Source organism: Streptomyces sp. CA-106110 (genome assembly GCF_050936285.1).
Lineage (GTDB): Bacteria > Actinomycetota > Actinomycetes > Streptomycetales > Streptomycetaceae > Streptomyces.
Genome location: NZ_JBNJNB010000001.1, coordinates 5,040,130 through 5,061,216 on the forward strand (window position 1 = coordinate 5,040,130; position 21,087 = coordinate 5,061,216).

Genomic DNA, 21,087 nt, shown 5'->3' on the forward strand with positions numbered 1-21,087 from the left:
CGACAGGGGCCGACAGGCAAATGGCGATCTCACCGAACATGAGTACTCAGGGGGACGTCTTAGGGTGCTCATACACGCCTCTTCTCCGACCTGGGCGCATTCGGTCAGGAGTACGCAAAACAGACCCGCGCACGAGGGGGACCAGCGTGACCGAAACGGTCGTGAGTACAGCCAAGCCGCAGCCCGCCAAGGCCGCGGCCATTCCGGACCAGAGTGCTCCAGCCGCTCCTCCGCGGGCGAAGTCCTCGGGTGGCCGGCTGCGCGCCCTCGACGGGCTGCGACTCGTGGCGGCACTGATGGTGGCGCTCTACCACTACGGCGGCCGCGGCGGCGACGTCACCACCGCCTGGGGGAAGTCGGCGAAGACGCTGTTCCCGACACTGCACTCATGGTTCGCCTACGGCTGCCTCGGAGTCCAGGTCTTCTTCATCATCAGCGGCTTCGTCATCTGCATGAGCGGCTGGGGGCGGCCGCTCCGCTCGTTCTTCGCATCGCGCGCCGCGCGCCTGCTGCCCGCCTACTGGGCGGCGGTGATCATCGTGACCGCGGTGTTCGCCCTGCCGATGGTCGTCTACAAGACCGTCTCACCAAGTGACGCGCTGGTGAACCTGACGATGCTCCAGCAGCCCCTGGGCGCCCAGCGTGTGCTGGGCGTGTGTTGGACACTTTGGGCGGAAATTCGGTTCTATGCCCTTTTTGCCCTGTGTATCGTGCTGCCCGGCGCGAACCGCCGGCGGGTGATCATGTTCTGTGCCGGCTGGACGCTGGCGGCGGCGATCACGCACGCCTCCAAGAACCCGCTGCTCGAGGTCGTCCTGATGCCCGAGTACGCGCCGTTCTTCGTCGGCGGTGTCGGCCTGTACCTGGTGTACCGGAACCGCAAGGACGCGTACGCCTGGGGCATCGTGGCCGTGAACTGGCTGATCGGCCAGCACTACGCGGTGCAGAGCCTGTGGCACCACCACAACGCGCACGAGTTCTCCTACCGCAGCGCCTACGGCATCATCGCGGTCGTCACCTTCGGCTTCCTCGCGGTCACCGTGATCGCGCTGGGCTGGCTCAGCTGGGCCAACTGGCGCTGGCTGACCGTCGCCGGCGCACTGACGTACCCGTTCTACCTCGTCCACGAGCATCTCGGATGGGTCGTCATCAAGGAACTGCACCGGGGGCTGCACATCCCGCCGTGGGGCACCTTCGCGCTGACCATCGCCTCGATGCTGGTGCTGGCGTGGCTGCTGAACCGGTGTGTGGAGGAGTGGCTGACCCCGAAGCTGCGCACCGCCCTCTCGAAGCCCCTGCTGTAGCCGGACGGGGGGCCGTCAGGCGCTGGCGAGGGACAGCTTGACGGCGAACCCCAGGAACAGCGCGCCCGCGGCCGAGGTGGCCCCTGCCGACAGCCGCTTGCGGCGGCGGAAGGCCTCGGCCAGGCGGGTGCCGCTGAATATCAGTGCGCTGAGGTAGAGCACGCTGGCGAGCTGCGCGAAGGCGCCGAGCACGACGAAGGACAGCGCCGGGTATGCATACCCGGGGTCGACGAACTGCACGAAGAAGGCGACGAAGAACAGGATCGCCTTGGGGTTGAACAGGCTGACGACCAGCGCGCGGCGGTAGGGCCGCTCCCCGGCGGGCCCGGCGGGGGCCGGGACGTCCTCCACGGTCTTCTCCCGCCGCGTCCGCCACATCCCCCAGGCGGCCCGCAGCATCCCGATCGCGAGCCACGTCAGATAGCCGGCGCCCGCGTACTTCACGATGCCGAACAGCACCGCGTTCGCCTGGAGCAGGGAGGCGACGCCGGCCGCGGACAGTGTCATCAGCACGGTGTCCCCGCACCAGACACCGGCCGCCGCGGTGTACCCCGCCCGCACCCCGCGCCGGGCGGCAACGGACAGGACGTACAGGGAGTTGGGACCGGGCAGGAGCACGATCAGGACGAGTCCTGCCAAATAGGTGGGGAGGTCGATGACACCGAACATGGAAAGGAGTGTCGCACGGGGATACGACACTCCGGTCCGGGTTTCGGGGGGTGAGACGGTCAGCCGTCGCCATCGAGGAGGGTGTCGACGGCGAGTTCGGCACGAACGCCGACGCTCTCCGGCACGGCCACACTCTGGCCCCGCTTGAAGCCAAGCGGGGCCGGGTAGTTGCCGTCGACCGGGTCGGTGTAGAGAAGCACGAAGTTGCCCAGGTCAGAAGACGTCCGAGGGCACGTACGTCCCCCACACCTCGCGCAGCGCGTTGCACACCTCGCCCACCGTGGCGCGGGCCTTGAGGGCGTCCTTCATCGGGTACAGCACGTTGTCCTCGCCCTGGGCGGCCTTCTTCAGGGCCTCCAGTGCCAAGTCCACCGCCGACTGGTCGCGCTCGGCGCGCAGCTTGGCGAGGCGCTCCGCCTGCTGGGCCTCGATGGCCGGGTCGACCCGCAGCGGCTCGTACGGCTCCTCCTCGTCCAGCTGGAACCGGTTGACGCCGACGACGACCCGCTCGGCGGCGTCCGTCTCCTGCGCGATGCGGTAGGCGTTGCGCTCGATCTCGTTCTTCTGGAAGCCGTGCTCGATCGCCGACACCGCGCCGCCGAGGTCCTCGACCTTCCGCATCAGCTCCAGCGTCGCGGCCTCGACCTCGTCGGTCATCTTCTCGATCACGTAGCTGCCCGCGAAGGGGTCGACCGTCGCCGTGACGTCCGTCTCGTAGGCGAGCACCTGCTGGGTGCGCAGGGCCAGCCGCGCGCTCTTGTCCGTCGGCAGCGCGATGGCCTCGTCGAAGGAGTTGGTGTGCAGCGACTGGGTGCCGCCGAGGACCGCGGCCAGACCCTGGACGGCGACCCGGACCAGGTTCACCTCGGGCTGCTGCGCCGTCAGCTGGACACCCGCCGTCTGGGTGTGGAAGCGCAGCATCATCGACTTCGGGTTCTTCGCCCCGAACTCCTCCTTCATGACGCGCGCCCAGATCCGGCGGGCCGCGCGGAACTTGGCGACCTCTTCCAGGATCGTCGTGCGCGCCACGAAGAAGAAGGACAGCCGCGGTGCGAAGTCGTCCACGTCCATGCCCGCGGCGACCGCGGTGCGGACGTACTCGATGCCGTCCGCCAGTGTGAACGCGATCTCCTGCGAGGGAGAGGCGCCCGCCTCGGCCATGTGGTAGCCGGAGATCGAGATCGTGTTCCACTTCGGGATCTCGGCCTTGCAGTACTTGAAGATGTCCGCGATGAGGCGCAGCGACGGCTTGGGCGGGAAGATGTACGTCCCGCGCGCGATGTACTCCTTGAGCACGTCGTTCTGGATGGTGCCCGTCAGCTTGTCGGCGGAGACACCCTGCTCCTCCGCGACGAGCTGGTACAGGAGCAGCAGCAGTGCCGCCGGTGCGTTGATCGTCATGGACGTGGACACCTTGTCCAGCGGGATCCCGCCGAACAGCACCCGCATGTCGTCGACCGAGTCGATCGCGACGCCCACCTTGCCGACCTCGCCGTGCGCGATCGGGGCGTCGGAGTCGTGGCCCATCTGGGTGGGCAGGTCGAAGGCGACCGACAGGCCCATCGTGCCGTTCGCGATCAGCTGCTTGTAGCGCGCGTTGGACTCCGTCGCCGTGCCGAAACCGGCGTACTGACGCATCGTCCAGGGACGGCCCGTGTACATCGACGGGTACACGCCACGGGTGAACGGGTACGCCCCGGGCTCGCCCAGTTTCCCGGCCGGGTCCCAGCCCTCGAGGGCTGCCGGCCCGTACACCGGCTCGATGGGCAGTCCGGACTCCGACTCGCGCGCCATGGTGTGTGCCTCCGCGTTGCTCTGTTACTCGGCTTGGTGGCCTGGCTCGGTTACTCGCCAGTACAGACGACCCTCGCGACGGACTGTAGCGGCGGCCGTGCGCCCGGTGGAGTGCCGCCCGCTGGGACCTTGCTCACAACCATGCAGCGTAGTTCGCCGGCGGTCACGCATGGGGAGCATCTGAGGGGACACGACCGGACCACGAGGGCCGGTGAGACGACAGGGGCCCGGATGCGTACCAAGGACATGGGCAGATCGCAGGCCGCGGCAGCCGCCGTGGCCACCGTACTGGCCGCGATCACGGGCTGCACGGTGCAGCCTGTGGACGCGAACGGGACGGACGGCAAGCACCGTTCACCCGTACACATCGAGATCCCCCGGGCGCCGTCCCGAAGCGGCACGCCGGGCACGACGCCCGCCCCGAAGGCCACCTCCGGGGCCGTCCTGTGGGAGCGTGACGACTCCGGCCCCGGCGTGCGCGAGCTGCAGGCCCGGCTCCGCCAGGTCGACTGGCTGTTCGACGGCCCGACGGGAACGTACGACGATCTGACCGAGGACGCCGTCAAGGGGTTCCAGGGCAAACGCGGACTGCCCCGGACGGGCCGGGTCGACTCCGTCACCTGGCGGCGACTGCTGGGGATGACGCACGAGCCCGGCAAGTGGGAGCTGTACCTGATGGGCGGCCAGCCGGCCGCCTCCCCGGACCCGCGCTGCATGACGGGCCGGGTGCTGTGCATCAGCAAGACCAGCCGGACGCTGCGCTGGATGATCGACGGGCGGACGGTCTCGACGATGTCGGTCCGGTTCGGCGCCCAGTACACGCCCACCCGGGAGGGCGTGTTCCACATCTACTGGAAGTCGCGCCACCACGTGTCCACGCTCTACCACTCACCCATGCCGTACGCGATGTTCTTCAGCGGCGGCCAGGCGGTGCACTACTCGTACGACTTCGCGGCGCGCGGATACGCCGGAGGTTCCCACGGATGCGTGAACGTACGGGACGAGGCCGCGATCTCTGCGCTGTTCTCCCAGGTGCGGAACGGCGACAAGGTCGTCGTCTACTGGTGAGAAGAGCGGCGCGGGCTGTGCGGGGCGCGGGCGGGACCGGGGGAACGTGTCCCGCCCGCGCCAGGGTGCACCGAGCCGTGGGTACGGGGGGAACCCCGGCTCTGTGCTACAGCCGATGACCAGTCGGCTCACTCAGTACTGCGCCACAGGGGCCGAAAGTGTCACACCCTCCCCGAAGAAAATTGAAAGCTCTACGAATCCGCAGGTCAGACGGCTGCGGGAGGGATCAGTTCCGTTTCGCGGCGAGTGTCGGCGAACCCTGCGGCCGATGGATCGGCGGTCTTGGTCCGGCGGAGAGTGGGTGCGCCGGACGGGGGGCCGACGGGTCGGCGGCCGGGAAGATACGCGACGGGTACGAGCCGGTAGGCGGGCCGGACAGAGGGCCGTCGGAGGAGCGGTGCGGGGCAAGGCGGCCGATGGGCAGCCACCTCGGCCGGACAGGCGAGCGACGGCTCGGCTACCCGTGGGTCACTGCCCGTCGGACGGGCTCAGCGCGCTGTACGTCGGGCTCGGGGACACGGACGCCGTCTTGTCCGGGAGGACGGAGGCCGGGGCGCCGGACTTGGCCGTCGGCGGAGCGACGAGGCTGTTACCGCCCGGCCATATGTGGCCCTCGCCGTCACCTGCGCTGCCGCCCTGGTCGCCGTCGCCGCCGTCCTTGCCGCTGCTGCCGTTGCCGTCCGTGCCCGCGTCCTCGCCGCCGTGGTGCGTACCGTCCTCACCCCGGCCCAGGACGCCCGTGCAGAACTCCTTCACCCGCCCGCTGCCGCCGGCCGCGTCCTCCAGGCCGCGCAGTCGCCGGGTGCCGAGGTCCCTGCCGTTGACCAGGTCACGGCAGGAGGAGCGCATCCTCGTCCACCATTCCTCGTTGCGGCCGTCGGTGCCGTTGTCGGTGGGGCCGATCCGGTGGCTCGGGGGGGAACCGGCGTTCGCCTCGTCGTGCGAGGAGTCGCCCTGCGTGGGCGCGCCGCTCGTACCACCGGGTGTCACCGAAGGGGAGCCGTCGGTCTCCGAGCCGCTGGGCGTCGGCGTGAGCAGCGGCTGCTGGGAGTTCACGGCGGTCGACACGGACGCGGCGGGGCCCGGTTCATCGCCGAAGGGCGTCCGCAGAATTCCGGTTCCGGCCGCCACCGCGACGCCGCCGATCATTGCTGCGGCCACCGCCGCGGCGAGACCGAACGGCACCGGCCGCCCCCAGCGGACCTTACGGCCACCGGTGGCCGGACGGCCGAGGCGGACCAGGCGGGCGTCCAGGGAGTGGGCCGCGGGCTGCCGATGCAGGGGCCGGCCGGGCGCCGTCCGCTCGCCGTCGCGGGCCGTGCGCGCGGTCCGGAAGGCGGCCAGCGCCTCGGCCTCGCCCGGGAGTTCGGCGCCGGTCGACAGGGGTGCCGCGGCGAGTGCGGCAAGGGCCTCCGCGAGCCTGTCGGCGTGTGCGCGGGTGTCGTCGTCGACAGCGTCCAGCGGCTCTCCACGGAGCAGACGCTCAGCCGCGTCACCGTCCAGCCACTTGTACTGCTCGTCGGCCATCACATGTCCTTCTGCGTCCGCGAACGCGTATGCGTCACACCGGCGGACGACACCGTGCGCCTGTGCATGTCTCGCTGGGAAAGCAGGGCGCCGAGCGCGCCGGCGGATTCCGGATCGGTCTCCGCGCCCGCATCGATCAGCTCCGCGAGCCGTTTGAGGCCACGGTGCGCCGCCGTGCGCACGGCCCCGGGCCGCTTGCCGAGCGTGTCGGCGGCGGTCTTGGCGTCGAGGCCCACGACGACGCGCAGCACGACGGCCTCCGCCTGGTCCTGCGGGAGCTGGGCGATCAGGGAGAGGGTGCGTCCCGTGGCGAGGGACTCGATCGCCTCGCCGGCCGTGTCCGACTCGGCGGCCTTCCCGCTCAGTTCGGTCTCGTCGCCGCCGATCGCGGGCCGACGTCCGCGCATGCGTATGTGGTCGAGTGCGCGGTTGCGGGCTATCCGGGCCGCCCAGCCGCGGAACCGGTCGGCGTCACCGCTGAACCGCTCGAGGTCACGGGCGATCTGCAGCCATGCTTCGGAGGTGACGTCCTCCGCGTCCGGGTCGCCGACCAGCGTCCGCACATATCCGAGCAGCCTCGGGTGCACCGCTCGGTACACAGTCCGGAACGCGGTCTCGTCCCCGTCTTGTGCCGCAAGCACCGCGGCCGTCAGCTCCGCGTCGTCCCCCAGCAACCCGAACTGCCCCTCTGTGCGCTTGAGCCGACACTGCTGTGGCGTGCCGGATCTCGCCGTCGTGATTCTCATCGTGGCCTGTGGTGTGGCCCGCTCGTGGTCTGCGGCGGTTGTATCACCCGTATTGCTGATCGTCCGCGGTCGGCGCGAAAGGCACGTTACGGCCTGAAACCGCGCTACGTCCACGACAGTACAACGTGCAACCAACTCGTGACGCGGTGAGGTGTGACAGAAAACGCATCCACGGCGCTGTAGTGAGTACGGGCCGCCGCGCGGCCCGTGCCGCGCGACGGCCGGGGCCTCTCCTGTGGGGGGTGGCGGCCCCGGCCGTTGCCATCGGCCGTTCCGCGGACCCCGGTTGGACGGATCCCCCGCCCCGGAAGAACCGACACGGACAGCGCGCGCTTTCTCTCCGCCTTCTTACCGCGTGTCCTTCTTACTTACCGTCCGCGGATACGGAGTTCCCGGACGTCTTCGCGGCCCACCCGGTATCGGCTTCGCCTACATCCCGGCCGACTTGACGGACTTCCCGCGCTCGTCCGACTCCCCCGGCGTTGCGGGGCAGTCCTCCGGTCTTGTGTCACGCCGGGGCGCGCCGAGCTCGCGGGCGAGACGCTTCAGACCCCGGTGGGCGGCGGTGCGGACCGCTCCGGTGCGCTTGCCGAGGACACGGGCGGCCGCGGGCGCGTCGAGGCCGGCGACCACGCGCAGCAGCACGGCCTCGGCCTGGTCGCGGGGCAACCGCGAGACGAGCTCCACGGTGCGCTCGGCGGACAGGGACTCCAGGGCCTGATCGTGGGTGTCGTGGCGGCCGGCCGGTTCGAGTACGTCGCTGTCGGGCGCCGTGGAACTGGGGCGGACGCGCCGGTGGCGCAGATGGCCGAGTGCGCGGTGCCGGGCGACGGTCGCGGTCCAGCCGCGGAAGCCGGCGCCGTCGCCCCGGAACCGCCGCAGGTCGCGGGCGATCTCCAGCCAGGCGTCGGACGCCACGTCCTCCGCGTCGTCGCCGACGAGCCCGCGCAGATATCCGAGCAGCCCCGGTTGCACGATCCGGTAGGCGACCGCGAAGGCGGTCTCGTCCCCCTGCTGGGCCCGTACGACGGCCGTCCCCAGCTCTCCGTCCCGCTGCTGTGCGCGGCGGGGTTCCCCTGCCTGGCCCAACGCTGTCCTCGTTCGTGGCGAGTGGTCCCGCATCCCCACGCGTACGACACACCGGTCGTGCCCACGCCCAAGGTCATCAGCGTCGGCGTCCACGGAAATGTCACTGCCCGTCAAGAAGCCTGGCCCGCCGCGCCGTCCGGTGTCCGTCAGGGCCCGGCCGTGCCCGTGGCGTCCCGGCACAGCAGTCGCAGCGAACCGTCGCCGTGGTAGCAGCGGCGGGCCTCGTCGACGGGGTCCCAGAGGCGGCCGTCGGGCGTGCGCACCCAGTGGTCGCTGCCGGCCGTCCACCACTCGCCGCCGGTCAGCCGGATCACCACTTCGCCCGCGTACGCGCCGAATCCGCGCAGCACCGTCTCCACGGCGGCGTACGGCGCGCGCTGCCGGCGTATGTCCTCGATCGTCCGGTCCACCCGCCACAGGCTCTGCGCGGAGTAGTCGAGCCGCAGCCGGGCACCCTCGCGCATGGTCGTGACGACGTCGGCGGCCCAGCGCACGGGCTTGTTCGCGGCGTGAGGCCTGGTCAGCTGAGTTGCGTTCACAACCAGGAGAGCGTGGCCCGGCCTCCGGGTGTCACGCCGTCCGGAGGGGGTCCCCGACACCGGTGCAGGACCGCCGCAACGAACCACAGGACGGACACAGGATCCTTGCACTGAAGGGGGTTGACCCAGGTGGGGGAGCGTTTCCCGGGGTTACGAGCGGCCTCGTGCGCGCCGGGACACCACGGCCCGCAGCACCCGGCGCCCCTCGGTCGACACGTCCAGGGCCCGGCGCAGTCCGCCTGCCCCGTGGCCGGTGACCAGCTCCAGTACGGCGACCTGGCGCCGCAGTTCGGCGGCGACCAGCGGCGGCACCCCGTCCGTGCGGCCCTCTCGGCAGGCCGCCACCGAGAACTCGCCGTCGTCAGCGGCGGGGTCCAGCAGCCGGTGTATCCGCAGCGCGGCGATCGAGCAGGCGTCGGCCCACTGACGCAGGGCGTCCACGGACACCTCCGCGGGGACCGCCGCCAGCATGCCGCGGGCGAGCTGCGCGGCCTCGGCCTCCGAGGCGCAGTCCGCCTCGTCCCCGGTCTCCTCCTCGATCCCGAGTCCGGCGCGCGCCTTGGCGAGCCGCTCCTCCCAGTCATGGCCCTCGACGAGGCTCGCCCAGAGCGGGCGCAGGACCTCGTCGTCGCCTCCGAGCAGCGGGACACAGCGATCCAAACAAGCCAGACCGCTCGCCGCGAGTGCTCGCTCGTCGGCCTGTTCGATCAGGTCAACCAGGCTCATCACGCCTCCTCGGAACGCCGCGTGGGGGCGTTTCACGTCTACGGATCCCGCACTTCCCCTTACTGCGTGCAACCTACCGGGAGTGTCACCGGGGCACCACGCCCAGTCGTCCGGGAGTTCGAGGAAGGGGTTTTCGGCCACCTGCGGCTCCGCGGCGGAGGTCTCAGCCGAGGCGGTTCACCAGTTGCTGAAACTGCGTCCAGGACAGCGCCGGCGTCCTCGGGTCCCAGAGCTTCTGGATGGTCGCCCGCAGCGGCATATGGATCCCCGCCGCCACCTGGTCCTGGGTCTGCGCGTACGCGCGGTCGCTCCACACCGCGAACACCCCGCCGAGGATCTGCCCGTCGTACGTGGAGGACACCGCCGTACTGCCCCGCAGCACGCGCGGGTTCCACTGCTCGTAGATCCGCCGGCCGGTCGGGTAGACGAAGGTCTGCGGCTGGCCGAGCACGTAGTAGAGGTACTCGTCGTTGTAGTTGATCACCTTGCGTCCCCCGGCCAGGTAGCCGTCGGGCTGCCGGGCGCCGATCTCCTTGCCGGTCCAGTACGCGGCCTCGAGATCCTTGGCGGGCTGCACCGAGGCGGTCCGGTAGAAGCCGTCGTTCCAGGCACGCATCGTCCGGCCGTGCCCGCGCATCACGTTCGCGCGGTCGTTCAGCCAGCCGGTCGCGAGGTCGGTGATGCCCGCGTTCGGCCCGTACTTCGCCCGCGCCGCGGCGGCGAGCTGAGGGTAGGACGCGGCCGGATTCGCCACCGTCAGCGCCTGGTACTCGTCACCGCCCAGATGCCAGTACGCGCCCGGGAACACCCCGGCGAACTCGTTGAGGAGGTCGTCCACGATCTTCGCGGACTCCGGCTTGGAGATGTCGAGCGTGCCGCGTGGCGCGGTGCCGTAGACACTGCGCAGCTGCAGTTCGGGGTGCGCGTCGATGACCGCGCCCAGATGCCCGGGCGAGTCGATCTCGGGAACGATGGCGATGTGCCGGCTGGCGGCGAGGTCCACGATCGCCTTGACCTCGGCCTTGGTGAGGTGCTCCCGGGACACGATCTCCGGATGCGAGGAGGACTCGATACGGAAGCCCTGGTCGTCGGAGAAGTGCAGGCCGAGCTCGTTGTACTTCAGATCGCCCAGTTCCCGGATGCGGTCCTCGATCCAGCTCGCCGTGTAGAACTTGCGGGCGATGTCGATCATGAACCCGCGGCGCGGCTTGGCGGGCGCGTCCTTGACGACGCCCTCGGGGGCCGTCCCGCCGCCGTGCACCTCCTGCTTGAGGGTGCGGGTGCCGTAGAAGACGCCGGCCTCGCCCGGACCGGTGATCCGCACCCGCCGGTTCTGGACGGTCAGCGTGTACGACTCCTGGTCACCGCTCCCGCTCAGGCCCAGTTCCACGTCGCCGTCGCGGGCCCCGGTCTGCCCCGCGTACGTCATGCCGAGCTCACCGGCCAGCAGCTGCCCCTCGTCGGCGAGCGGCGCGTTGTCGATCACCACGCGTGCGCCGGAGGCGGGCCGCCAGCCCGGACCGTGGGCGGGGGTGTGCTCGCGGACGGCGGGGATCGTGGCAGGCGCCTGGGACAGCGGATAGGTGGCCGTCGGTGACGGAGTCCTGGCGCCGCCCGGCGGGCTGACGGACGGGCCGCCGCCGGAGGGCCAGAACGCCACGGCCGCGGCGACGGCGCCCGCCACGACGATTCCGCCGCCCACAAGCAACCCGTTGCGCTTTCGGTGCGTCTCCTTCACAGGAACCCGTCGTCTCCGGCCGGTCACCGCAGCACACCTCGCTCCACACCCGTATCAGGCCCCGTCGTGCGCATGCGCCGGTGCGGCGCCCGACGCACCCCGCACGTCCGTATCGGTCCGGCTTTCCACCGCACGTCGTCCACCTCCACGCGCCTGTCCCCTTCCGAACCTACGACCCCCGCCCGCCCCACCTGTCCACTGGACGCACCGGGACTCTCCCATCCGGGTGATTTCCGGGCAGCGCCTGGACGGGCACCCGACCGCCGCGGATAACGTGGCGCCGGTTTCCCGCACACTCCCCTGCCGACCCGCATGTGGCGTCCGCCCGACGCCGCGCCCGCCACTCGCCGAGGACCCACGCTGCCTTCGCACCGTCCCCCGCACCTCCCCGGCTCCACCGCCCTCCCGGCGCCACGCCGCGGCAAGGTCCCCACGGGTCTTGTGCGGTTCAACTCCGCGCCCGCCGAGGACGTCCGGCGTGCCCTGCTCAGCTGCTGCCGGAGCCTGCGCTGGGCCGACCGCGTCGCCGACCACCGCCCCTACCCCGACCTGGACTCCCTGCTCGCCGCGGCCGACGAGGCGGCCTACGACCTCACGTCCGCGGACATCGCCGAGGCCCTGGCGGGCGAGTCGCTCACCCTACTGCCGGCCGGCGCGTACTCGGCCGCCCGTACCGCCCTGAGCGCGGCGCACGCGGCATACGAAAGCAAATTCGGGCACATGTTCGTCATCTGCCTGGACGACGTGACGCCCGGGGAGGCGGCCGACCAGGTGCTGGCCGCCATCCGGTCACGGTTGACGAACGATCCGGAAGAAGAGCGTCCGCTCGCGGCGGAGGAGCTGCGGCGACTGGCGCGAGGACGACTCGCACGTCTGATCCAGGACTCCCGTGAGCGGCCCGTGGTCGAGCACGCCCGATAGCCCGTCCGTGCTCGATTGATTGCCGGTTCGATCACATCGGCAGGGGCGCCGTGAACGTTCCGACAACACGTCGCTACGATGCTGGGGGCCGGTGGACCGTACCCGGCCGGGCCCGACCGACACAGAAGCCGGCGCGGCCCTAGTCCCCGCTCCCGGAGGGTTCTTCCGTGCCGGCTGGAACGCTGTACCGCGGCCGGGAAGGAATGTGGTCCTGGGTGGCTCACCGAGTCACCGGCGTCCTCATTTTCTTCTTCCTGTTCGTACACGTGCTGGACACCGCTCTCGTCCGTGTCTCCCCCGAGGCCTACGACAAGGTCGTGGCCACGTACAAGACGCCGATCGTCGCCGTGCTGGAGTACGGCCTCGTCGCCGCCATCCTCTTCCACGCGCTGAACGGCCTGCGTGTCATCGCCGTCGACTTCTGGTCGCAGGGCCCCCGCTACCAGAAGCAGATGCTGTGGACCGTCGTCGGCATCTGGGTCGTGCTGATGCTCGGGGCCATCTACCCGGTCCTCGGCCACGCCGCTCGTGAAGTGTTCGGGAGCTGACGCGCATGTCCACGACTGAAACCACCCCCTCCGGCATCGGCCCCGTCGAGGGCGCCACGCTGTACGACGTCGACAACCCGGCGCCGCTCATCGAGGCGCCGCGCAAGCGGACGCTGAAGACTCCGAAGTCGACCCGCGGCAACTTCGAGATGTACGGCTGGCTGTTCATGCGCCTGTCCGGCATCGTCCTGGTCGTCCTGGTCCTCGGCCACCTGCTGATCCAGCTCGTCCTCGACGGCGGCGTCTCCAAGGTCGGCTTCGCCTTCGTGGCCGGCCGCTGGGCCTCCCCGTGGTGGCAGGTCTGGGACCTGGCCATGCTGTGGCTCGCCATGCTGCACGGTGCCAACGGCCTGCGTACGGTCATCAACGACTACGCCGAGCAGGCGAGCACGCGTCTGTGGCTGAAGGCGCTGCTCTACACCGCCACGGTGTGGACCATCCTGCTGGGCACGCTGGTGATCTTCACCTTCGACCCGAACATCCGCTAGGCACGGGGCTGCGAGAATCATGAAGATCCACAAGTACGACACCGTCATCGTCGGCGCCGGCGGCGCGGGCATGCGCGCCGCCATCGAGGCGACGAAGCGCAGCCGCACCGCCGTGCTGACGAAGCTCTACCCGACCCGCTCCCACACGGGCGCCGCGCAGGGCGGCATGGCCGCCGCGCTGGCCAACGTGGAGGAGGACAACTGGGAGTGGCACACCTTCGACACGGTCAAGGGCGGTGACTACCTGGTCGACCAGGACGCCGCCGAGATCCTGGCGAAGGAGGCCATCGACGCGGTCCTCGACCTGGAGAAGATGGGCCTGCCGTTCAACCGGACGCCCCAGGGACGGATCGACCAGCGCCGCTTCGGCGGTCACTCCCGCAACCACGGCGAGGCCCCGGTCCGCCGCTCCTGCTACGCGGCCGACCGCACCGGCCACATGATCCTCCAGACGCTGTACCAGAACTGCGTCAAGGAGGGCGTGGAGTTCTTCAACGAGTTCTACGTCCTGGACCAGCTGATGACCGAGGTCGACGGCGTCAAGTCGTCGGCCGGTGTGGTCGCCTACGAGCTGGCCACCGGTGAGATCCACATCTTCCAGGCGAAGGCCGTGATCTACGCGTCCGGCGGCACCGGCAAGTTCTTCAGGGTGACGTCGAACGCGCACACGCTGACCGGTGATGGCCAGGCCGCGGTGTACCGCCGTGGTCTGCCGCTGGAGGACATGGAGTTCTTCCAGTTCCACCCGACCGGCATCTGGCGCATGGGCATCCTCCTCACCGAGGGTGCGCGCGGTGAGGGCGGCATCCTCCGCAACAAGGACGGCGAGCGCTTCATGGAGAAGTACGCGCCCGTCATGAAGGACCTGGCGTCGCGTGACGTCGTCTCCCGCTCCATCTACACGGAGATCCGCGAGGGCCGGGGCTGCGGTCCCGAGGGGGACCACGTCTACCTGGACCTTACCCACCTCCCGCCGGAGCAGCTGGACGCCAAGCTGCCCGACATCACCGAGTTCGCCCGTACCTACCTCGGCATCGAGCCCTACACGGACCCGATCCCGATCCAGCCGACCGCGCACTACGCGATGGGCGGCATCCCGACGAACGTCGAGGGCGAGGTCCTCGCGGACAACACCACGGTGGTCCCGGGCCTGTACGCGGCCGGCGAGGTCGCCTGCGTGTCCGTCCACGGCGCCAACCGCCTCGGCACGAACTCGCTCCTGGACATCAACGTCTTCGGGCGTCGTGCGGGCATCGCCGCCGCCGAGTACGCGGAGGCGGCGGAGTACGTGGAACTGCCGGAGAACCCCGCGCAGCTCGTGATCGACCAGATCGAGGGGCTGCGCGCGTCCACGGGCACCGAGCGCGTGGCGGAGCTGCGGCGCGAGTTGCAGGAGACCATGGACGCGAACGTCATGGTGTTCCGCACCGAGCAGACGATCAAGACGGCCGTCGAGAAGATCGCCGAGCTCAGGGAGCGCTACAAGAACGTAGCGATCCAGGACAAGGGCAGGCGGTTCAACACGGACCTGCTCGAGGCCATCGAGCTGGGCAACCTGCTGGAGCTCGCCGAGGTCATGGCGGTGTCGGCCCTGGCCCGCAAGGAGTCCCGCGGCGGTCACTACCGCGAGGACTACCCCAACCGCGACGACGTCAACTTCATGCGCCACACCATGGCGTACCGCGAGGTGGGCGCCGACGGCACCGAGTCCATCCGTCTCGACTACAAGCCGGTCGTCCAGACCCGCTACCAGCCGATGGAGCGTAAGTACTGATGGCTACCCCTGTTCTGGACAAGGTCGAGGCGGAGTCCGCGGCCTCTCCGTACATCACCGTCACCTTCCGGGTCCGCCGTTTCAACCCGGAGGTCTCGGCGGAGGCGACCTGGGAAGACTTCCAGCTGGAGATCGACCCCAAGGAGCGCGTCCTCGACGGTCTGCACAAGATCAAGTGGGATCTGGACGGCACGCTGACGTTCCGCCGCTCCTGCGCCCACGGCATCTGCGGCTCCGACGCCATGCGGATCAACGGCAAGAACCGTCTGGCCTGCAAGACGCTGATCAAGGACATCAACCCCGAGAAGCCCATCACGGTCGAGCCCATCAAGGGCCTCACGGTCCTCAAGGACCTGGTCGTGGACATGGACCCGTTCTTCCAGGCGTACCGGGACGTCATGCCCTTCCTGATCTCGAAGGACAAGAACGAGCCGACCCGTGAGCGTCTGCAGTCCCCGGAGGACCGCGCGCGCTTCGACGACACGACGAAGTGCATCCTGTGCGCCGCCTGCACGTCCTCGTGCCCGGTGTTCTGGAACGACGGCCAGTACTTCGGCCCGGCGGCCATCGTCAACGCGCACCGCTTCATCTTCGACTCGCGTGACGACGCCGGCGAGCAGCGCCTGGAGGTCCTGAACGACAAGGACGGCGTGTGGCGCTGCCGCACGACGTTCAACTGCACGGACGCCTGCCCGCGCGGCATCGAGGTCACGAAGGCGATCCAGGAGGTGAAGCGAGCGCTGATCACGCGCCGCTTCTGATCTCCTCGGTCCGGCTTCAGGGCCCTGTTTCCGTCACTCCGGAAACAGGGCCCTCGGGCGTTTTTGGCGGGTTCTCGCTCCTGCCGATCCGTTCCTTCCGCGGTCACACTGCGACGTGGGACGACGCCGAGATCTCGGCGAAGATCTCCTGCTCCGACTCCTGGTCGGCCGGCAGCGGATGGTGCAGGGCCTCCAGCAGTTCGAACCGGTGCAGGTCGTACACCACATGCATCAGGCCGGCATAGGCCTGCGCGGCGACCACCGCGCCCCGGTAGGCGACCACGGCGAGGAGCACGGACCCGCCGCACAGCCACCAGCGGTCCTCTTCGTCGTACAAGGCGACCCCGGACATGACGGCCACCGCGAGAAAGCTCCAGCAGAGGTTGACCGCCGCGTCCAAGGCATCCCTCGTCGAGCGAAGGGCGTCAACCATACGGTTCGAGACCTGCATGTAGATACGTGGCCGGGAAGCGAGCGTGGAGAGACCGTAGCGCTCACCGGCGCTGAGCTCGCCGGCACGCAACGCGTTGCCCAGTGACGTGGGCAGCAGGACATCGGCGGCCGGGTGCGCCCCCAGCCGGCGTCCGGCGGCCGCGCGCACCCGGCGGGCGGCCTCGTCCCGCGCCGCCCCCTCGGCCCGCTCGCGCAGTGCCTCCCACCGCCGCCGCTGGACTTCGATCAGCACCCCGGCCAGTCCGGCCGTCGCCGGCCAGCGGTCCCAGTACCCTTCCAGCACCCGCACCGCCCGGACCTGAAACGGCTGCAGCAGCAGGGCGAGCAGTGCCGCGCACGCGATGAGGGCCAGCACCGTGGCCGTCAGACCGCCGGCGGTCACCGGAAGCACGCGCCGCCAGTCGCTGGGTCCTGTGAAGCTGCCGGCGCGTACGAGTCCCCAGACACAGGTGACGAAGAGCCCGCACGGGGCGAGACCGACCGTCAGCAGCCGCCGCACGAAGCCGCCTCCCCCATGAACCCGCTCCCACGGGCATCACACGTCACACGTCTTGAGTCCTCTCAGTATGACCGTCACACCGGACGGCAGTACGAGCCGCCACCCGCAACGGATCCGGACACGGATCGAGGGCCCGCCCCCGGGGAGCAGGCCCTCGCATCGCGAAGCGTGTCCCGACACGCTCAGCCGCGCAGCACACGCCCCTGCTTGTCGGTGCGGTCGTTGCTGGTGAGGAACAGGATTCCGTCGATCAGCGCCCAGATGCCGAAGCCACCGCAGGTGAAGAGCTGGGCGATCGCCACGCCGGTGCTGCCGACGTAGAAGCGGCCGACGCCGAAGCCGCCCAGGAAGATCTGCAGGATGCCCGCGACGATCTTGGACTTGTCGGAGTACGGGCGGCCGAGCGGGTCGACGCCGTAGGGGGCCTCAGGGGTGGGAACGGTCATGGATGTTGCTCCTGGATGTGCCGTGTGGAGTCACGAACCGGAACGGACGTGCTCCGGACTGGATGAGCCCAGGAGGGATCCCACGACGAAGTCACGCACAGCCATCCCCCCTGCGACCCGCGAGCTTAGGGAGGCGGGCGGGACGGACGGGAGTGCGATCGAACGATCGTTCCCATTCCGTGATCAAATTCCGGTCAACTTCCCTGCAAATCAGGCCTGGTCACGTCGCATCAGCCGACGTGGCCGCCCGGCCGGTGCACGGCTCAGAAGACGTTACGCACCACGGTCCACACCACGGCGGTCACCAGCACAAGGGTCTGTCCCCGGCGGCTCAGCCGCGGCTGCCAGCGACGTCCCCGCAGGCCTTCCACCATCCAGCGCCCCAACAGCGCCAGCGCGTAGGGCGAGGCGAGCAGCAGGGCCCGGTTGTCCGCCCAGGCCCCGGCGAAGTGACCGTGCATCAGGTCGTACACCATGCGGGTGCCGCCGCAGGCGGGGCAGAGCAGGCCGGTGACGAGCCGGAACGGGCACTGGGGCAGGAGATGGCCGGGCTGGTGCGGATCGGTGACGTAGAGGTACCCGGCGCCGGCCGCCCCGGCGGCGAGCACCGCGAGGGGTGCCGCCGCCGGATGCCCGAGCAGGGACCACGGGCGCGGCAAGGCCTCAGCCACGCAGGATCCGGCCCTGGGCGTCGGTCTGGCTGTCGCTCGTCAGCAGGATGATGCCGTCGATCAGGGCCCAGATGCCGAGGCCACCGCAGGTGAAGAGCTGGGCCAGGCCCATGCCGACGTTGCCGATGTAGAAGCGCCCGACGCCGAGGGTGCCGAGGGCGAGCTGCAGTACACCCGCCACGATCTTCGACTTGTCGGAGTACGGGCGGCCGAAGGGGTCGTAGCCGTAAGGGGCGTTCGGGTCACCGGTGTACGTCCCCGGCGTGACGGGACCGGCGGCGTACCCGTACGGCCCGGGCGGCTGCTGGGGATACCCGTACCCGCCGGGGCCCTGCCCGTAGGGATTCGATCCGTAAGGACCCGGCTGCTGCGGCTGCTCGCTCAAGGGGACTTCTCCTGGGGCCGATGCGGAAGAACCGCGAAAACACGAAAAGATGATGAGGCCGGACATCATGCACGAGGCACCCGGCCGTGCAGAAGCCGGGGCCGTGTGAATCGGCGTCGGGCACCCCGGCAGGGGCCGGCGCGCGGGGCGTCGCCCTGGCCGGATTCCGGTGCTGCGGGCCCTGGTCCACGAGCTGCACAGGCTGGGCATCCGCTTCCTGCCGGGGATGACGAAGATGCTGCCGGATCCGGCGGCCGGAGGGCAGGGCAGGTGATCACTTTCGGGTGAAGCCCACCGAAAGGATCACCTGCCGTCCAGCCTGCCGCCGATGATGCTCTCGCCACCGGCCCACGGGAGGCCGCCCACATCCCCGGGGAGCTCGTCACGCTCCCTGAGTCCGTGGGCGGCAGAGTCGTACCTGACGTCGTGCGCGTCCTCGAGCCGGCCCGGCCTGGGTCAGTTGACGGCGTCCACCTCGTGGCCCGTCAGTTCCACGTCGTGCACCAGCGGTTCCTCCCCGACGACGACGTGCCGGGCTCGGGAGCCGTACGCGGACGCCGTCGCCGCCACCATGTAGGTGCCGGGCGCCGGGACCGAGACGATGTACGAGCCGTCGGCCAGTGAGGTGACCCGGTCCAGCTGACGGCCGCCCTTCGACAGCACCGTCACCGCCGCTCCCTCGACCGGGTCGCCCTCCGCGTCCCGTACGAACCCGTGCACCACGCTCGCGATGCCCGGCTGCGGCGTCTCCTCCTCCGCCGCCGCCTCCTGCGGCTCCACCGCCAGATGCGGCAGCCGCTTCTCCAGCCACCCGGGCAGCCACCAGTTCGCCCGGCCGAACAGATGCATCGCCGCCGGTACCAGCGCCGTCCGCAGGATGAACGCGTCCAGCGCCACCGCCGCCGCGAGACCGACGCCCGCCATCGCCGCGCCCGAGTTGCCGCTGAGCACGAAGGCGAGGAAGACACAGACCATGATCAGGGCCGCGGAGTTGATGACCCGGCTGGTCTCCGCGAGGCCCACCCGGACCGCGCGGGCGTTGTCCTCGGTGTGCACCCACTCCTCGTGCATCCGGCTCACCAGGAAGACCTGGTAGTCCATCGACAGGCCGAAGAGCAGCGACAGCATGATGATCGGCAGGAAGGCCTGGATCGGGCCCTCCTTGCCGAGGCCCAGCAGGTCGAGGCCCCAGCCCCACTGGAAGACGGCGACGAGCACCCCGAAGGACGACGCCGCGGCGATCAGGTTCATCACGCCGGCCGTGAGCGGTACCACGAGCGAGCGGAAGGCGATCAGCAGAAGCAGGAAGCCGAGCCCGATGATGGTCGCGATGAAGTACGGCAGACGGTCGCCGGTGACGGACGCGAAGTCCTTCGAGACCGCCGTGACACCGCCGACGTGCGCCTGTGCCCCGGCCTTCGGGATCACCTCGTCCCGCAGGGTGTCGATGAGTCGGTCCGTCTGCACGGACTGCGGTGAGGTGGTGGGGACGACCTGGATGACGGTGACGCCCTGAGCGGGCGGCAGCGCGGCTACCCGGGCCACCCCGTGGGTCTCGCGGATGCCCTTGACCAGTGTGGCCGTGTCGCCGCCGACGGAGACCACCTGGAGCGGGCCGTTGAAGCCGGGCCCGAAGCCCTCGGCGAGCAGGTCGTACGCCTTCCGGGTCGTCGTGGAGGCGTCGTCGTTGCCCTGGTCGGCGGCTCCCAGCCGCAGCGAGAGCACGGGCAGCGCGAGTACGGTCATGACCACCACCGCGAGCACGGCGATCGTCCGGGGGCGCTTCTGCACCGTGGCCGACCAACGCGCCGCGAGACCACTCGCCCGCTCCGGCTCCGGCCCCTGTGCCTCGAGCCGCCGCCGCTGCCGCCTGCTGAGCACCCGCGGGCCGAGGAGCCCGAGCAGCGCCGGCAGCAGGGTGACGGCGGCGAGCACGCTCAGCACGACGGTGAGCGAGGTGCCGATGACCACGCCGTCCAGGAAGCGCAGGTTCGTCACCAGCATCCCGGCGAGCGCGATACACACGGTGCCGCCCGCGAACAGCACCGCCCGGCCGGAGGTGTTGAGGGCGACGACCGCCGACTCCTCCGGTTCCAGACCGCGCAGGATGCCGCGCCGGTGCCGGGTGACGATGAACAGGGCGTAGTCGATGCCGACGCCGAGGCCGATCAGCGAGGCGAGCAGCGGCGCGATGTCGGGCACGGCCGTGACATGGCTGATCAGCTGGGTGCCGAACAGCCCGATGCCGACGCCGAACACCGCGACGGCGATCGGGAGCAGCATCGCGAAGAGCGAGCCGAAGGCGAGGAACAGCACGACGGCCGCCGCCACGATGCCGACCGACTCGGACAGTCCGGCGGGCGGCTGCTGGATCCGGGTGATCGCCTGGCCGCCCAGCTCGACCTGGAGCCCGCCGCGTTCGGCACCCTGCGCGGTGTCGACGACGTCCTGCACAAGCTCCGTGGGCACCTCGTTCGCCCGCTGGGTGAAGGTCAGCTGCGCATACGCGATCTTTCCGTCCCCGCTGATCTGCGCCGCGCCATGGGCGCCCGCGTACGGGCTGCCGACGGCGCCGATCCCCGGCATCCGCGCGATCTTCGCCAGCGCGGGTTCGATCCGCGCCCGGACCGCCTCGTCCCTGACCGACCCCTCGTCGACCTTCCACACCACCGTGTCGGTGTCGCCCGACGCCTTCGGGAAGGCCTTCGCCATGAGGTCGTACGCGGTCTTGGAGTCCGTGTTCGGCAGGGAGAAGACGTTCGCGTAGTCCGTACCCCTGGCGGACGCGGTCGCGCCCACCCCGAGCAGCGCCACCACCCACAGCAACAGGACCAGCAGCCGGTGTCGATAGCACCACCGCGCCAATGTCGTCACTCTCTACGCTCCTTCATCAGGTCCCCCGAGTCCTGGAGCTCCAGCATCCGCAGTGGCGGGCGCGGAC

At 70.4% G+C, this 21,087-nt stretch carries 21 protein-coding genes; 7 read left to right on the plus strand and 14 right to left on the minus strand.

All coding sequences use genetic code 11. The features are described from left to right. The first annotated feature begins 146 nt into the window (after positions 1-146). A complete protein-coding gene (locus ACQEXA_RS23110; protein WP_432931716.1) occupies positions 147-1,304 on the plus strand; it encodes an acyltransferase family protein in 1,158 nt (385 codons plus the stop codon). A gap of 15 nt (positions 1,305-1,319) precedes the next feature. Here ACQEXA_RS23110 and leuE read toward each other — a convergent pair whose 3' ends face one another. The 3 genes from leuE to ACQEXA_RS23125 are packed head-to-tail and all read right to left on the minus strand — an operon-like array spanning position 1,320 to position 3,767. Next, positions 1,320-1,973 carry a leucine efflux protein LeuE gene (leuE, locus tag ACQEXA_RS23115; protein ID WP_359393819.1) on the minus strand — a complete coding sequence of 218 codons (654 nt, stop codon included), beginning with the start codon at positions 1,971-1,973 and terminating at the stop codon, positions 1,320-1,322. A gap of 59 nt (positions 1,974-2,032) precedes the next feature. Further along, positions 2,033-2,173: a hypothetical protein gene (locus ACQEXA_RS23120; RefSeq protein WP_433130887.1), complete on the minus strand. Its 141-nt coding sequence runs from the start codon at positions 2,171-2,173 to the stop codon at positions 2,033-2,035. Positions 2,174-2,186: 13 nt separating this feature from the next. Then, entirely contained in the window at positions 2,187-3,767 is a 1,581-nt protein-coding gene (locus ACQEXA_RS23125; protein WP_432931713.1) for an acyl-CoA mutase large subunit family protein, read from the minus strand. A gap of 246 nt (positions 3,768-4,013) precedes the next feature. Between ACQEXA_RS23125 and ACQEXA_RS23130 the strand changes: the two genes are divergently transcribed. After that, positions 4,014-4,835 carry a L,D-transpeptidase family protein gene (locus ACQEXA_RS23130; RefSeq protein ID WP_432939484.1) on the plus strand — a complete coding sequence of 274 codons (822 nt, stop codon included), beginning with the start codon at positions 4,014-4,016 and terminating at the stop codon, positions 4,833-4,835. Positions 4,836-5,303: 468 nt separating this feature from the next. Here ACQEXA_RS23130 and ACQEXA_RS23135 read toward each other — a convergent pair whose 3' ends face one another. The 6 genes from ACQEXA_RS23135 to ACQEXA_RS23160 all read right to left on the minus strand — a co-directional run bounded on the left by ACQEXA_RS23135 (position 5,304) and on the right by ACQEXA_RS23160 (position 11,200). Further along, entirely contained in the window at positions 5,304-6,362 is a 1,059-nt protein-coding gene (locus ACQEXA_RS23135) for a hypothetical protein (RefSeq protein WP_433130889.1), read from the minus strand. Next, complete coding sequence (locus ACQEXA_RS23140; protein ID WP_432939481.1) at positions 6,362-7,036, minus strand: RNA polymerase sigma factor; 675 nt, start codon at positions 7,034-7,036, stop codon at positions 6,362-6,364. Before ACQEXA_RS23140 ends, ACQEXA_RS23135 begins: the two co-directional genes overlap by 1 nt. A gap of 501 nt (positions 7,037-7,537) precedes the next feature. Further along, positions 7,538-8,197: an RNA polymerase sigma factor gene (locus tag ACQEXA_RS23145; RefSeq protein WP_432931709.1), complete on the minus strand. Its 660-nt coding sequence runs from the start codon at positions 8,195-8,197 to the stop codon at positions 7,538-7,540. A 146-nt stretch (positions 8,198-8,343) separates the two neighbouring features. Beyond that, positions 8,344-8,661 carry a hypothetical protein gene (locus tag ACQEXA_RS23150; protein ID WP_432939478.1) on the minus strand — a complete coding sequence of 106 codons (318 nt, stop codon included), beginning with the start codon at positions 8,659-8,661 and terminating at the stop codon, positions 8,344-8,346. Between the two features lie 225 nt (positions 8,662-8,886). Further along, the gene (locus ACQEXA_RS23155) at positions 8,887-9,462 is read right to left on the minus strand and encodes a hypothetical protein (protein WP_432931707.1); all 576 of its coding nucleotides are present in this window, start codon (positions 9,460-9,462) and stop codon (positions 8,887-8,889) included. A gap of 163 nt (positions 9,463-9,625) precedes the next feature. Continuing rightward, complete coding sequence (locus ACQEXA_RS23160; RefSeq protein WP_432931705.1) at positions 9,626-11,200, minus strand: beta-N-acetylhexosaminidase; 1,575 nt, start codon at positions 11,198-11,200, stop codon at positions 9,626-9,628. Between the two features lie 441 nt (positions 11,201-11,641). Here ACQEXA_RS23160 and ACQEXA_RS23165 point away from each other — a divergent pair, with 441 nt between their 5' ends. From ACQEXA_RS23165 to ACQEXA_RS23185, 5 genes are all read left to right on the plus strand, one after another. Continuing rightward, a complete protein-coding gene (locus tag ACQEXA_RS23165; RefSeq protein ID WP_432931703.1) occupies positions 11,642-12,121 on the plus strand; it encodes a 2-oxo-4-hydroxy-4-carboxy-5-ureidoimidazoline decarboxylase in 480 nt (159 codons plus the stop codon). Positions 12,122-12,288: 167 nt separating this feature from the next. Beyond that, the gene (gene sdhC, locus ACQEXA_RS23170; protein ID WP_359393834.1) at positions 12,289-12,669 is read left to right on the plus strand and encodes a succinate dehydrogenase, cytochrome b556 subunit; all 381 of its coding nucleotides are present in this window, start codon (positions 12,289-12,291) and stop codon (positions 12,667-12,669) included. Between the two features lie 5 nt (positions 12,670-12,674). After that, the gene (locus ACQEXA_RS23175) at positions 12,675-13,157 is read left to right on the plus strand and encodes a succinate dehydrogenase hydrophobic membrane anchor subunit (RefSeq protein WP_359393837.1); all 483 of its coding nucleotides are present in this window, start codon (positions 12,675-12,677) and stop codon (positions 13,155-13,157) included. Between the two features lie 19 nt (positions 13,158-13,176). Beyond that, positions 13,177-14,931, plus strand: a complete 1,755-nt coding sequence (gene sdhA / locus ACQEXA_RS23180) for a succinate dehydrogenase flavoprotein subunit (protein ID WP_432931700.1) — start codon at positions 13,177-13,179, stop codon at positions 14,929-14,931. Further along, complete coding sequence (locus ACQEXA_RS23185) at positions 14,931-15,692, plus strand: succinate dehydrogenase iron-sulfur subunit (protein ID WP_359393843.1); 762 nt, start codon at positions 14,931-14,933, stop codon at positions 15,690-15,692. Before sdhA ends, ACQEXA_RS23185 begins: the two co-directional genes overlap by 1 nt. A gap of 103 nt (positions 15,693-15,795) precedes the next feature. On the opposite strand, the gene ACQEXA_RS23190 is transcribed toward ACQEXA_RS23185, so the two are convergent. From ACQEXA_RS23190 to ACQEXA_RS23210, 5 genes are all read right to left on the minus strand, one after another. Continuing rightward, positions 15,796-16,644: a hypothetical protein gene (locus ACQEXA_RS23190; protein WP_433130890.1), complete on the minus strand. Its 849-nt coding sequence runs from the start codon at positions 16,642-16,644 to the stop codon at positions 15,796-15,798. A 182-nt stretch (positions 16,645-16,826) separates the two neighbouring features. Continuing rightward, positions 16,827-17,090 (minus strand): TM2 domain-containing protein, encoded by a 264-nt coding sequence (locus ACQEXA_RS23195; protein ID WP_359393847.1) that lies wholly within the window; start codon positions 17,088-17,090, stop codon positions 16,827-16,829. A gap of 263 nt (positions 17,091-17,353) precedes the next feature. Next, positions 17,354-17,761: a DUF2752 domain-containing protein gene (locus ACQEXA_RS23200; RefSeq protein ID WP_432931697.1), complete on the minus strand. Its 408-nt coding sequence runs from the start codon at positions 17,759-17,761 to the stop codon at positions 17,354-17,356. Continuing rightward, positions 17,754-18,146 (minus strand): TM2 domain-containing protein, encoded by a 393-nt coding sequence (locus ACQEXA_RS23205; protein ID WP_432931695.1) that lies wholly within the window; start codon positions 18,144-18,146, stop codon positions 17,754-17,756. The genes ACQEXA_RS23200 and ACQEXA_RS23205 overlap by 8 nt, the downstream gene beginning before the upstream one ends. Before the next feature lie 456 nt (positions 18,147-18,602). Continuing rightward, on the minus strand, positions 18,603-21,011 hold the full coding sequence (locus tag ACQEXA_RS23210) for an MMPL family transporter (protein ID WP_433134598.1): 2,409 nt from the start codon (positions 21,009-21,011) through the stop codon (positions 18,603-18,605). Positions 21,012-21,087: the final 76 nt, after the last annotated feature.